This is a genomic window from Microbulbifer maximicatervae (SeqCode) (assembly GCF_052467505.1).
In genome coordinates, this window is record NZ_CP174313.1 from 4,738,565 (window position 1) to 4,751,660 (window position 13,096).

14 protein-coding genes are annotated in these 13,096 nt (G+C 49.8%); 11 read left to right on the forward strand and 3 right to left on the reverse strand.

What is annotated here, in order from left to right:
- Nucleotides 1-26: 26 nt before the first annotated feature.
- Nucleotides 27-1,049 (reverse strand): adenosine deaminase, encoded by a 1,023-nt coding sequence (locus ACJJIN_RS20830; RefSeq protein WP_444896044.1) that lies wholly within the window; start codon nt 1,047-1,049, stop codon nt 27-29.
- Between the two features lie 302 nt (nt 1,050-1,351).
- On the opposite strand from ACJJIN_RS20830, the gene ACJJIN_RS20835 reads away from it, so the two are divergent.
- The 4 genes from ACJJIN_RS20835 (at nt 1,352) to ACJJIN_RS20850 (ending at nt 5,237) form a co-directional block, all read left to right on the forward strand.
- Nucleotides 1,352-2,218: an SDR family oxidoreductase gene (locus ACJJIN_RS20835; RefSeq protein WP_444896045.1), complete on the forward strand. Its 867-nt coding sequence runs from the start codon at nt 1,352-1,354 to the stop codon at nt 2,216-2,218.
- 169 nt (nt 2,219-2,387) lie between these two features.
- On the forward strand, nt 2,388-3,110 hold the full coding sequence (gene fnr, locus ACJJIN_RS20840; RefSeq protein WP_444896046.1) for a fumarate/nitrate reduction transcriptional regulator Fnr: 723 nt from the start codon (nt 2,388-2,390) through the stop codon (nt 3,108-3,110).
- Nucleotides 3,111-3,510: 400 nt separating this feature from the next.
- A complete protein-coding gene (locus ACJJIN_RS20845; protein WP_444896047.1) occupies nt 3,511-4,173 on the forward strand; it encodes a putative adhesin in 663 nt (220 codons plus the stop codon).
- Nucleotides 4,174-4,535: 362 nt separating this feature from the next.
- Entirely contained in the window at nt 4,536-5,237 is a 702-nt protein-coding gene (locus ACJJIN_RS20850; RefSeq protein ID WP_444896048.1) for a putative adhesin, read from the forward strand.
- Between the two features lie 68 nt (nt 5,238-5,305).
- Here ACJJIN_RS20850 and ACJJIN_RS20855 read toward each other — a convergent pair whose 3' ends face one another.
- A complete protein-coding gene (locus ACJJIN_RS20855) occupies nt 5,306-5,749 on the reverse strand; it encodes a SpoIIAA family protein (RefSeq protein ID WP_282931190.1) in 444 nt (147 codons plus the stop codon).
- A gap of 28 nt (nt 5,750-5,777) precedes the next feature.
- Nucleotides 5,778-6,353 (reverse strand): hemerythrin domain-containing protein, encoded by a 576-nt coding sequence (locus ACJJIN_RS20860; protein WP_444896049.1) that lies wholly within the window; start codon nt 6,351-6,353, stop codon nt 5,778-5,780.
- Between the two features lie 480 nt (nt 6,354-6,833).
- Between ACJJIN_RS20860 and ACJJIN_RS20865 the strand changes: the two genes are divergently transcribed.
- The 7 genes from ACJJIN_RS20865 (at nt 6,834) to ribBA (ending at nt 13,082) form a co-directional block, all read left to right on the forward strand.
- The gene (locus ACJJIN_RS20865) at nt 6,834-7,322 is read left to right on the forward strand and encodes an outer membrane beta-barrel protein (protein ID WP_444896050.1); all 489 of its coding nucleotides are present in this window, start codon (nt 6,834-6,836) and stop codon (nt 7,320-7,322) included.
- A 149-nt stretch (nt 7,323-7,471) separates the two neighbouring features.
- Nucleotides 7,472-7,969: a porin family protein gene (locus ACJJIN_RS20870; protein WP_444896051.1), complete on the forward strand. Its 498-nt coding sequence runs from the start codon at nt 7,472-7,474 to the stop codon at nt 7,967-7,969.
- Between the two features lie 219 nt (nt 7,970-8,188).
- On the forward strand, nt 8,189-9,457 hold the full coding sequence (glyA, locus tag ACJJIN_RS20875; RefSeq protein WP_108734578.1) for a serine hydroxymethyltransferase: 1,269 nt from the start codon (nt 8,189-8,191) through the stop codon (nt 9,455-9,457).
- Between the two features lie 153 nt (nt 9,458-9,610).
- Entirely contained in the window at nt 9,611-10,078 is a 468-nt protein-coding gene (gene nrdR / locus ACJJIN_RS20880) for a transcriptional regulator NrdR (protein ID WP_108734577.1), read from the forward strand.
- A complete protein-coding gene (ribD, locus tag ACJJIN_RS20885) occupies nt 10,075-11,220 on the forward strand; it encodes a bifunctional diaminohydroxyphosphoribosylaminopyrimidine deaminase/5-amino-6-(5-phosphoribosylamino)uracil reductase RibD (RefSeq protein WP_444892065.1) in 1,146 nt (381 codons plus the stop codon). The genes nrdR and ribD overlap by 4 nt, the downstream gene beginning before the upstream one ends.
- Entirely contained in the window at nt 11,220-11,882 is a 663-nt protein-coding gene (locus tag ACJJIN_RS20890; protein ID WP_108734575.1) for a riboflavin synthase, read from the forward strand. Before ribD ends, ACJJIN_RS20890 begins: the two co-directional genes overlap by 1 nt.
- Before the next feature lie 78 nt (nt 11,883-11,960).
- Nucleotides 11,961-13,082, forward strand: coding sequence for a bifunctional 3,4-dihydroxy-2-butanone-4-phosphate synthase/GTP cyclohydrolase II (gene ribBA / locus ACJJIN_RS20895; protein ID WP_413663385.1), 1,122 nt, complete (start codon nt 11,961-11,963; stop codon nt 13,080-13,082).
- Nucleotides 13,083-13,096 lie beyond the last annotated feature (14 nt).

Sequence of the window (13,096 nt, forward strand, 5' to 3'; positions counted from 1 at the left end):
GGTCAGTCAGGACACTAACCAATCCACTAAACTTCAGCAACCGTTTCGATTGCTGATATTGCCTCCGCCCACTTTTCTTTATCTGCCTCTGAAATGTAGCTCGCTTTAAAACTATTCAGGGCCAATTTTTTCGCCTGCTCTTTAGTCATGCCCAGACTTTCGCTAAGGGCCAGATAATTTTTATTAACGTAACCGCCAAAGTAAGCGGGATCATCTGCATTAACAGTGACACACAGGCCGCGCTCGAGGAGTGACAAAATGGGGTGTTGGTCCATATTGTCGTAGACACAGAGTGCGGTATTGGAGAGCGGGCAAACGGTCAGGGGGATATTTTCCGCTTTCAGGCGCTCAATTAGTGCTTCGTCCTCAACGCAGCGAACCCCATGGTCGATACGGCTCACGTCCAGAAGATCGAGAGCCTCTACGATATAATCGGCAGGCCCCTCTTCACCAGCGTGGGCAACTCTCTCAAGCCCTAGCTCTTTGGCCATAGCAAAAACGTTTTCAAATTTGCTGGGTGGATGACCCAGCTCAGAAGAGTCCAGCCCAACACCTTTTATTAAGTTGAGGTATGGTTTTGCCGCTTCCAAGGTGGCAATTGCTTCCTCTTCACTCAGGTGGCGTAAGAAGCACAAAATAAGGTGACTACTTATTCCCCACTCATTTCTTGCATCATCAAGAGCGCTGTTAATGCCCTTGATAACCACACCGATATCAATGCCCCTCTCTGTATGGGTTTGGGGGTCAAAGAAGATCTCTGTGTGGACAACATTGTCTTCACGACAGCGCTTGAGATAAGCCATGGTCAGATCATAAAAATCCTGCTCATGGATCAGGACCGAAGCGCCTTGATAATAAATATCGAGGAAGGACTGTAAATTATGAAATTTATAGGCTGCTTTAATTTCCTCAATACTGGAAAAGGGAATTTCAATATTGTTGCGCTTGCTCAACTCGAACATTAGCTCCGGTTCCAGTGAACCCTCGATATGGAGATGAAGCTCGGCTTTTGGCAGTGCTTTCAAAAAGTTCAAATCGGCAATGGACATAGAAATACCTTGTTGCGGGACTACCTGTGAACGTGAATGCGCCGGAGGCTATCCAACATTCCGACTCACAGAAACTGTCTGGGCTATAAAAGGGCGCTAATGGTATCAGGTTACACCCTCTGAGAATAAAGCTGGCGGAGCTTATTTTGCGGCTTATTCTGACTCGCCAGCCCTATTGTTTAGCTGCAGCCAGATTCATTGCCAGAAAATACACCGACCGGTTTACTTACTGCTATTCATGTGTATACTGCACTGAGTAGTTTACATCTTGAGATTGATTAACGGATACTGAGGAGAGAGCAATGAGTAAGGTTGCCTTGATTACCGGGACTTCCACAGGGCTGGGGCAGAGTCTGGCGCTGCAAATGGCCAAGCAGGGGTTTAGGGTCTTTGCCACCATGAGAGATCTCTCCAAGGCCGACCAGCTGATAAATGCGGCTCCTCAGGGGGCGGCTCTCGAAGTGATGGAATTGGATGTAACAGATTCTGACAGTATTCAGAACTGCGTAGATACCATTATCCGGGATGCTGGGCGTATCGATTTATTGATCAACAATGCTGGCGCTGGTTTTGTAAAGACCACTGAACACGCCAGCGAAGAAGAGATACGTTGGGTGACGGATGTGAACTACCTCGGTGTAGTTCGCTGCACTAAAGCAGTTTTACCCCATATGCGCGAAGCTCGTAGTGGACACGTTATCAATATTTCGTCAGTGGGTGGGCTAGTTGGGCAGCCGTTCAATGAGCTGTATTGTGCGGCAAAGTTTGCTGTTGAGGGTTATACAGAGGCCCTGGCAAGTTATATAACCCCTGCCTTTAATATTAATTTTACCGCTGTCGAGCCCGGTGGTATCCACTCAGAGTTTGCCAATAATGTGCTTTCGCAGTTGGAGCGGAGCCAGGGGTATCCCGAAGATGAATACCAGGGGGTCTTCAATCAGTATATTGGTGGTATGAGGTCGCGAAGCCCAGAGCAGACAGCTGAGATATACCAGACATCTGACCAAGTAGCCGACGTGGTTTTACAAGTGGTACAGGCTGAGGAGCCACCTATTCGGGTCAGAACATCCAAGTGGGCCAATAAACTTTGCAATTTTAAGAGCGGCTTGGATCAGGATGGCAAAAAACAGCAACGAATGGTAATCGAAAGCTTTTTACCTGAGTTTTAATCTTTTAACTTTACGAATTTAGCACATAGGGCAAGTTACTAACTACCATGTGTGTTGCTTAGTATTATGGAGTGTATTTACCAGGACAAGCCGGTTATGAAAGAGTCAAAAAGTTGATTCATGGCCGGCAATAGTATTACTGTCAGTAAAAGAATTTGGTTGCCTAGCTATGACCAAGTCAGCGCAGGCCGTAAGTTGTAGTAACTGTTCAGTCAGGCGTTTGTGCTTGCCTGCAGGGCTGGTGCAGGCGGATATTGACCGGCTTGAACGTGTTACCCGCAAGAAAAAGGTAATTAAAGCGGGTGAAACCTTGTATCGAGCAGGTGACCCTTTCCAAAATCTCTATGCGATTCGCTCTGGAAGTGTCAAAACAGTAGTCATTGGTGCAGATGGGAATATCCAGGTAACACATTTCGCCCTTCCTGGTGAGCTGTTGGGGCTCGATGCTTATAGTAGTCGGGTTCACCCCAGTTATGCGGAGGCACTGGAAGATAGCAGTGTGTGCTTGTTGCCATTTGACCAACTGGAAACCTTAGCTCAGGAAGTTCCAGCACTGCAGCAGCAAATCTATAGCATTTTTTCCGAAGAGTTGCGGCAGGAAAATGAAATCTTAATGTTGCTGGGAAAGCGTGCTGCTGATGCTCGCTTAGCGGCATTGTTGATTAATATTTCCAGTCGCTATGCATGTCGTGGTTACTCCCCCCGTGAATTTGTACTCTCTATGCCGAGAACGGACATCGCCAATTACTTGGGGTTAACAGCGGAGACGGTGAGCCGTTTATTTTCGCGTTTTCAGCGAGATGGACTGGTGAATGTTAGTGGTCGAATGGTTGAAATCCTTGACTTGTTGGCGTTGAGTGAATTGGCTGGAACCCATTGTGGCTACGACTGATAGCCGTACAGGTTTTTCACTTTTCCAATTGATTTTCTGGAACCTAACGCTTCTTTTTTATAGCGGCTATTGAGCACGCTGGCGCATAAAGCCTCCTAATTTTAATTTTTATTCCTTGTCTATTTCGGCAGTATCTGGGTCATTTTAGCCAGAATAGCTGCGAATACTGCCGTCTTAAAAGGGTACGATGGTTCTAATTTGGTGTCACCATTTTGGAAGTGTTTTCTTTTCTCCTTTGTTTAAGAGGGTTTGGCTGTATAGCCTGGATATTTGTAGCTCTCTTGCCTGGTATTTTTTGTATTTCACACCTCTAGCAAATATCCAATAAGCCATAGTAGCCTTTGTCACAGAGCGCTAGTCAGTAAGCCTCAAAAAAATAAGAAGTGAGAGGAAGGGAAGTATGCCTGTCAGAGAATTTGATCTAGTTAAGATTTTTGCAGCGGAAGGAACACAAGTGGGAGATGCTCCCAACCTGGTAATTTCTGCTCACGGTGCAACAACCAAGCAAATTTTTTATCCCAAAGGACACGGAGGGGATAACCTCTTTTTCTTTTCTCCCCATGGTTACTCTCTAAATGATCCGGGTATTGGTAGCGTCTTGAGTGGCAATGCCAAATATCATGAGTGGGTTGGTAAGGGAAAGGTTTGTCATAACTATACCCTGAGCAAATTTCAGGGGTATCACGGGTCAACAACCGGTCAGATTCTAGGCCGCGTTACTCGCCATTTTATTAAAGGTGAGAGCTATGCCGATGTGCAAAAGGCTGTAGATAATGCCCATGAGCACAATGAGATGGTGCGAAATCTGGATCCCAATAATCCCATGCATCAACCTTATATTAAGAAAGGGGTTAAGCCGGTAATGTCGGCGGACTTATTGACTATTCGCAATAGAGTAAAAATGGATAACCCCACCTTAGTGGATGTTCTAAACATTCTGCATAGAAATAATCTTCACTATGAAAATATCTATTGTTCTTTTTGTCGAAGCGAAGTGAGTTTTAGCAATATCCTTATTGGAACTCCATCCTGGGACAGCAAAATGCAGCGACCAACCACCTAAACGGTGTCTTTTAACTTCGTATTCAATTCTTAAGTAGAGAAAAGATGGTGTCCGTTAAGCTAGAAATGTGAATGCATTTTTATTATGGGTCACCATCTACCAATTTGTTACGGCTCACTTCTTTGAGCTTGCCGAGCCTAAACTTTTTTCCTCAATTCCTCCTTATTTTTGTCATATTTATTTCATACCTCACTCATTTGACTAATACTTAGTCCAAAAAATTTTCCTCTTCGTGACTAATGTCAAAAATCATGCAATAAAACTTGAGTATGGATGATTGGTCATAGTAGGTTGTTAGTACGGTTGTTTTGTTTGGAGGGGTGACCCTCTTATTTCTGTACTCGACGTTAGATAGGTGTCATATGCCTGTTCGTGAATTGGATTTAGTCAAAATTTTTGCACCGGAAGGTACCAATGTTGGGGATGCGCCGTCCCTGGTGATTTCTGCCCACGGTGCCGCAACCAAGCAGGTTTTTTATAATAAAGGTCACGGTGGCGACAACCTGCTTTTCTTTGCACCTCACGGTTACACGTTGGAAGATCCTGGCCTACAAGATGTTGTAGATGGGAAAGCAAAAGTTCATGAGCATATTGGCAAGGGTAAGATATGCCGTAACTATATGTTAAAAAAATTTCAGGGGTACCACGGCAGTACAGCCGGACAGATTTTTGGTCGCCTATCGCGTCGATTTATTAATGATGGTGAGAGTTACGCTCAGATTCAGAATGTTGTGGATGAAGCCCATAATCACAATGTGAAAGCTATTCGGAATCAGGCAAGACTGCAGCAATATGACTTAAATGATCCCTTTCAAAAGTCTCTGTATGACGCAAAAGTTGGTGCTTCTTTGTACACCACAAAGATGGAAGCTAACTTCTTGACGATTCGAAATAGGCACAATCAAAAGAGTCCAACCCTGGCTGATGTGCTCAATATTCTGCATCGGAACAACTTACACTATGAGAATATTTACTGTTCTTTTTGCCGCAACGAGTTGAGCGTAGGTAATCTTATATTGGGAACGCCTTCCTGGGACAGTAAAAAGAGGAAGGTGAATACTTAGAAATAAGTAACTGAGTAATTTACGGGCAAAAAAAGGGGGGCGTAAACGCCCCCTTAATCCACTACTTATCAGGAGTGTGTGGAGAAAGCTAATTCCTTTTCAGATTCCTTGTGACCAATACCCGTCTTCCTTGTTTCCTGTAGCCAATCCATGGCCTCTTGTTGCTGTTTGAAATAGCGGACTTCACCGCTAACAAACCAGCTCCCGACTTTTGTGGCTATTTGCTGCCACTCCTCATCCCCAAGTACAGCGACATGCGAGAATTCATTGCCGTGCTTTAAGGCCAGCTTGAACTCATCCCAGATCGCGTGCATCCCCCAGCCCTCGAAATCCCGGAGATCAATCAGTAATTGAACCTGAGGTTTTTTTACCCCTTCCAGAGCATATTCTAATAGTGGTGTTATATGCTCATAATCCTCATGGGTTAACTCACCAATTGCCTTTATGTAAAGGAAAAACTCATCATTTATGCGTTCCATGCCAATGGATATGCCGTGGCGTTTAAACTGCATTAACATTTCCTCCTGCTGTTTTGGTGACCTAAGCTAATGCCTGCGCGGGCATTTGATGTTGTGTCAGATCTTCGTGCAGGGACTCGTAAATTTTTCTGGTTGCCCTGTCGAAATATCTGCAGCTTAATTCACTGACCTGTTTCTGAATATAAATCCAGTCGGTAGTCCCTAGGTACTGTTCGATCTGTGGAAAAATAGATTTATTTTCTAAGTCCATATGCTTGCGTTGCAGCTTCAGGTAGGTGTTGCAAGCTCCTTGCAGCACTCTCCGTTCAACGGTCGCATCATTGGCAATAGCGTAAAATAAAGCGCACATATGTTTTGTCGCTGCGGCTATATTTTCATGCTGCATTTGCGCTTCGTAAATTGATTCCCTGTCATGTACTGGCTTAGTCAACAGCCGGGAAAATATTAAGTCCTCAACTGGGTGGTGATACCTATCCGGGTACGCCGATAAATAATCCAAAGCATCAAGGATCAATGACAAGGTGTTTGGATCGCGGTCGCCGCAGCCAAAAAGATCCAGGAGTAATTGCTCAAAGGCGTTGAGCAACTCTTGCATATGTTTATGGTCACAGCACAGTTGTCGGTAGATGGCATTCATCCCAGACCTCCGCGATTTGTCGATGGGTCTATTGTTGCCATATGTACCAATCCAAAGTTGATTTGGATCAAGTGAGGGGGACTTAGTGGGACTCAAGGTGGAATTTACCGCTACCTACTCAGGGGAGGGCTGGGGTTATCAATAGGTATGAGGCTGACCATGCCGCTGAATTCCTTGGGTCAACTCTTATCTGTACCTCGTTGTATTTGACCACAAGATAAATTAAACCTATTTTCGAGTAGCCCTTTCTTCAGTTTTTTCCACAAGTACGCTCTTCTGTCGGACCTAGATAAGGGTGTGTCTGATCCTTCATATTTTAATAATTTCTAATGACGTGTTGTTGCACATTTAAGCATGCTGCGATGTTTCCCGTTGTTCAATAAATTTATTGGTGCTGAAGTCGTAGGTTGTCATCGAATTATTCCGCAGCGCTCTATTTATGTGTCACGACAAAGTTAATGCAAAAGGATGGGAGTGTTAATGAAAATAGTTAAGGCTGGTATAGGTATGCTGGCACTCGTTGTTTCAGCGGGCGCAATTGCCGAGGGCGCCTACTGGGGGGGCGTGGCCGGAATAACAGATTTTGATTTCAAGGGGGTCGATAATCCACTGAATTTGGGACTGCGAGCAGGTTATGTGCGGGCCTCGGGTTTTGGGGTGGAAGGTGAATATACCAGTTCACTATTAAGTGGTGAGACTGAGGCTTATGGTCGGAATGTGGATGTAGACATACGCACTCTTGCTACTTATGCGACTTACAGAACAGAGGGGGACTGGTACCTGAAAGGACGCCTGGGCCTTCTCTATGAAGACGTTTCTGTTGGCAGCGCAAGTAGTGATGACTTGGGTGTCAGCTTAGGGGCTGGAATTGGTTATAGCCTGAATGAAATTTATCATCTGGAGCTTGAGTACACCGTATTAGAGAAGGATGTCAGTTATTGGTCAGGCGGGTTTAGCTTGAGATTTTAATTGCCCCTTTCCTAAGTTTGACTAATGGTGACGCCTCTTTTTAAAAGCTCCCAGGTTACATACTGACCTGTCTAAGTGAACACTTGTGCCAGTTGATTGTGCCCCTATAATCCCTGCCCTTTGATCAGACTTCGAGATTTAAGGGGAAGATGGTGGGCTTTAATCTCAAGGCAATGGCTGCAGTTACCGCTCTGTTGTGTTCCGCTACCGCTTATGGGCAGGGTGCGTATATCGGTGGCGTTTTCGGTGTTTTGGATGTTGATGCCAGGGGGGAGAGTCCTTTAAATGGGGGGATTCGAGCCGGTTATACCTGGGGTTCTGGCTGGGGATTCGAGGCAGAAGTCACCGACTCTGTCATTGATGGTGAGTTCGACTACTACTGGTACGATTACAACTACTCCCTGGCAACACAAGCTGTTTATGCCACCTACCGCAGCCCGGGCAACATTTATCTGAAAGGTCGTATCGGCTACCTCCATGAGGAGTTGGAGATAGATAATTGGGAGAAAGAGTACTCGGATAACGGGGCATCTGCCGGGCTCGGGGCTGGTTTCAAACTGACCGACGAGGCGACCCTGGAACTGGATTACACCATCATTGAGTCCGACGTGAATTACTGGTCTGGCTCTGTGGTGTACAAATTCTGACCGTCTTTTCAAGGTGGACGGGTTGGTCCCGCCACGTCTCTGCATTTGCGCATTCATGCTGCCCTTGGTGTACAATGCGCGCCTTTCTAAAATGCCCAGAATGCATTGAGCAGTAGGGCCATCCCACGCTGGGAGCCTTTGGTCCTACTCATAAGTCTGGGCGCTGTGGTATCGAGTTTTACAAGCCTCTACTCAAGCCCGCTTTACCGAGGGAACACCATGTTTGATTCATCTGTCACTTTAGCTTCTTACGACCCGGAAATTTGGGAAGCCATCCAGGAGGAAGACTCTCGTCAGGAAGACCATATCGAGTTAATCGCCTCTGAGAACTACACCAGCCCAATGGTAATGGAAGCTCAGGGCAGCAGCCTGACTAACAAGTATGCCGAGGGCTATCCAGGCAAGCGTTATTACGGCGGTTGTGAGTACGTGGACAAAGTGGAAACCCTGGCCATTGAGCGCGCCAAGGAGCTGTTTGGTGCTGACTACGCCAATGTGCAGCCGCACTCAGGATCACAGGCTAATGCGGCTGTTTACCAGGCGCTCTGCGCCCCAGGTGACACTGTACTGGGCATGAGTCTGGCCCACGGTGGCCACCTTACCCACGGTGCCCGCGTTAACTTTTCCGGCAAGATCTACAATGCAGTGCAGTACGGTCTGAACCCGGAAACTGGCGAAGTGGATTACGAGGAAGTTGAGCGCCTGGCGCTTGAGCACAAGCCGAAGATGATCGTGGCTGGTTTCTCTGCCTATAGCCGAGTGATGGATTGGGCGCGTTTCCGCGAGATCGCTGACAAAGTGGGTGCTTACCTGTTTGTGGATATGGCTCACATTGCAGGTCTGGTTGCCGCTGGTGAGTATCCCTCCCCAATCTCCCACGCCGATGTTGTGACTTCTACTACTCACAAAACCCTGCGCGGCCCGCGCGGCGGTATCATCCTGGCGCGCGCCAACGAAGAAATTGAGAAGAAGCTCAACTCCGCCGTATTCCCCGGTGGCCAGGGTGGCCCGCTGATGCATGTGATCGCGGCGAAAGCGGTTTCTTTCAAAGAGGCCATGACCCCCGAATACAAGGCCTACCAGAAGAAGGTTGTGGAAAATGCCCGCGCAATGGCGGAGACCTTCCTCGATCGCGGTATCAACATTGTATCCGGTGGGACCGATGATCACCTGATGCTGGTTGACCTGATTGGTAAAGAGTACACCGGTAAAGATGCGGATGAAGCCCTGGGTAATGCCAACATCACCGTTAATAAGAACGCGGTACCTAACGACCCGCGCTCTCCTTTCATTACCAGCGGCCTGCGTGTTGGTACCCCGGCAATTACCACTCGCGGCTTTGGTGTAAAGGAAACCCAACAGCTCACTCACTGGATCTGCGACGTGCTGGACGCACTGGAGAAAGGTGATGTTGAAGCCACTATCGCCGATGTGAAGCAGAAGGTTCTGGGTATTTGCGCAGAGTTTCCTGTGTATAAAAAAGGCTGATCAGCATTGCTGACAAAAAAGCGGCTCATAGAGCCGCTTTTTTTATGTGTCCATGTTGAATTTGCGATGCACTGTGGCTGTGCGTGCCGCGGTCACACAGTGCAACGGCTGTGGTAAACTGCGGCCCATTTTCCATTCCGGGGATAATCCCACATGCACTGTCCGTTCTGCAGCGCAGAAGAAACAAAAGTAGTCGATTCCCGATTGGTGGCTGAGGGCGACCAAGTACGCCGCCGGCGCGAGTGCCTGGAGTGCCACGAGAGGTTTACCACATTTGAAACTGCGGAGCTGCTGCTGCCGCGAGTGATCAAGCAAAACGGCCAGCGCGAGCCGTTTAATGAAGACAAGCTGCGCGCGGGTATTCAGCGCGCTGTGGAAAAGCGCCCGGTGAGTATTGAGCGGGTGGAGTCGGCGGTATCTCAAATAAAACACGCCCTGCAGGCGACCGGAGAACGGGAGTTGCCGGCGCGTGCTATTGGTGAATTGGTGATGGAGCAGCTGCGTGAGCTGGACCAGGTGGCCTATGTGCGCTTTGCTTCTGTCTATCGCCGTTTTGAGGATGTCAGCGAGTTTAGAGAAGAGATTGAGCGACTGACCAGTAAGGGATCGAAGACAGAATGAGTCAAACTGTTGTACACAGTGCGGAAGCACTGATGGCCCGCGCTATTCAGTTGGCAGAGCGCGGTCTCTACACCACTATGCCGAATCCGCGAGTGGGCTGTGTGATTACTGACGGGGATGGCAATGTTGTCGGCGAAGGCTGGCACAAGCGGGCCGGCGAACCCCACGCTGAGATCGAAGCCTTGAGTGATGCCGGCGACCTGGCTCAGGGGGCTACGGTTTATGTCACTCTTGAGCCCTGCAGCCATACCGGCCGCACAGGTCCCTGTGCCGAGGCGCTGGTAAAGGCCGGCGTGGCCCGGGTTATTTACGGAATGCAGGATCCGAATCCGAATGTCAGCGGTGCCGGATTGCAAATATTGCGCGATGCTGGGATCGAAGTGGAAGGCCCCATCCTGGAAGAGAGGTGTCGCGCTCTAAACCCCGGCTTTATCAAGCGTATGACCCTGGGACTGCCCCTGGTGCGAAGCAAATCCGCCATGAGCCTGGATGGGCGCACCGCTATGGCCAGTGGGGAATCAAAGTGGGTATCGGGCCCTGCGGCTCGCGCCGATGTACAGCGCCTGCGCGCTCGCAGTTGTGCAGTGATTACCGGGGTTGAGACGGTGCGCTTCGACAATCCCAATCTCAATGTGCGCGCCGATGAAATGGCACTGGAAATGCTGGCCGCAGAGCGAGCCGCCGAAGTGCAGCCGCTGCGGGTAATTGTTGACAGCCAGCTGCGCACCCCAGCGAGAGCCTTTATTTTGCAGGGGGATGCCCCCACATTGGTGTGCACGACAGAGCGCGCGGAGGCCGAGCGCCGCGAGCGTATTGAGAAAACGGGTGCGGAAGTCGTGGTTTTACCCCACGACAAAGAGGGCCGCGTAGACCTGCTCGCCCTGCTCAAGGAGTTGGCGCGACGCCAGTGCAATGAAGTTTTGGTAGAGAGCGGTGCGACCCTCTCTGGTGAATTCCTCTACCGGGGCCATGTCGACGAAATAATTGTTTATATGGCGCCAAAACTGCTGGGTAGCACCGGGCGACCGCTGTTTGAACTGCCTATCGAGCGTATGGGCTCGATGCTGCCGATTACGATTACCGATATGCGCGCAGTTGGTCACGACTGGCGCATTACTGCAACAACCGATATCGAGCGCTGATGTTTACCGGAATTATTGAAGCCTTAGGCGAGATTGCAGAGTTAAAACCCCAGGGCGGCGACCTGCGTGTGCGTGTGCGCAGCGGTAAGCTGGATCTGGGTGATGTGCAACTGGGGGACAGTATTGCCACCAATGGTGTTTGTCTCACGGTTGTTGACCTGCCCGGTGATGGTTACTGGGCGGATGTCTCTGCGGAAACCCTGGATGTGACAACGGTGGGCCGCTGGAAAAAAGGCGACCGGGTCAATCTGGAAAAAGCACTGACACCCCAGACCCGCCTGGGTGGACACATTGTCAGCGGCCATGTGGATGGTATTGGCGAGGTGGTATGGCGCAAGTCCGAGGCTCGCGCCGAGCGGTTCCGCCTGCGCGCACCGGAAAATCTGGCTCGCTATATTGCCCATAAAGGGTCTATCACCGTCGACGGCACCAGCCTCACGGTCAATGCCGTGGATGGGGCTGAGTTTGAACTCACCATAGTGCCACACACGTTGCAGGAAACGATTATGGCCGGCTATACCGCCGGTACTCGGGTCAACCTGGAAGTGGACCTGATTGCGCGCTACTTGGAGCGGCTACTCCTCGGTGATGAGGCAGCCAAGCCTAGTGGTGGGGGCATGACCCTCGAATTTTTGGCCCAGAACGGGTTTTACAAGCGCTAAAGATGGGCCGTGCACCACGGCGAAAACAGCAGCGATAGCCGCTCTATTTGCAATTGATAAATTTATCCAGAGTTAACCATGGAACTAAATACGGTTGAAGAACTGATCGACGATATCCGCCAGGGCAAAATGGTAATCCTGATGGATGATGAAGATCGCGAGAACGAGGGCGACCTGGTGATGGCTGCGGAGCAGATTCGCGCTGAAGACATCAACTTTATGGCCACTCATGCCCGTGGCCTGATTTGTATGCCCATGTCCAAAGAGCGCTGTGAGCAGTTGGACCTGCCGCTGATGTCGCGGGACAACGGAGCCCAGTTCAGCACCAACTTCACCGTATCCATTGAGGCGGCAGAGGGTGTCACCACCGGTATTTCCGCCGCCGATCGCGCGCGCACGGTTCGCGCCGCTGTGGCCAGAAATGCCAAGCCCAGCGATATTGTACAGCCCGGCCATATCTTCCCCATTATGGCCCAGCCCGGCGGTGTATTAAGCCGCGCAGGCCACACCGAAGCCGGTTGCGACCTGGCCCGCCTGGCGGGTTTTGAGGCGGCTGCGGTGATTGTTGAGATCATGAATGAAGACGGCACCATGTCCCGCCGCCCGGACCTGGAAAAGTTCGCGAAAGAGCACAACCTGAAGATCGGCACTATCGCCGACCTGATTACCTATCGCGCCCTGAATGAGAAAACCGTTGAGTGCGTTAATGAGCGCAAGGTGCGCACCGAGTTCGGTGAGTTCAAGCTGCGCACTTATCTCGATAAGGCCCGCCGCGAGCGCCACTTTGCCTTTGTTAAAGGCGACCCCACCCCAGAAGAGCCGACCCTGGTTCGTGTGCATGTGGGAAATACTCTGCGCGATGTGCTTACGATTCAGCGCGGCGATGAAAAATTCACCCCGTGGACCTTCCGTCGCGCGATGCAGCGTATTGAAGAAGAGGGCAAGGGTGTTGTGGTACTGATCTGCCACAACGAAACCACCGAAGAAATCGAAGAGAGTATTGATTGGCTGATCAGCGGCAAGCAACAGCGCCCTAGCCAGGACCTGGTGTACAAGCAGGTAGGTACCGGTTCGCAAATTCTGCGGGATCTCAAGGTGCGCAAAATGCGTCTGATGAGCGCACCGTTCAAGTTCAGTGCTATTTCCGGGTTTGATCTCGAAGTAGAGGAATACCTGAACGTAGAGGCGCCGCAACCCTAATAAAAGAGTAACAA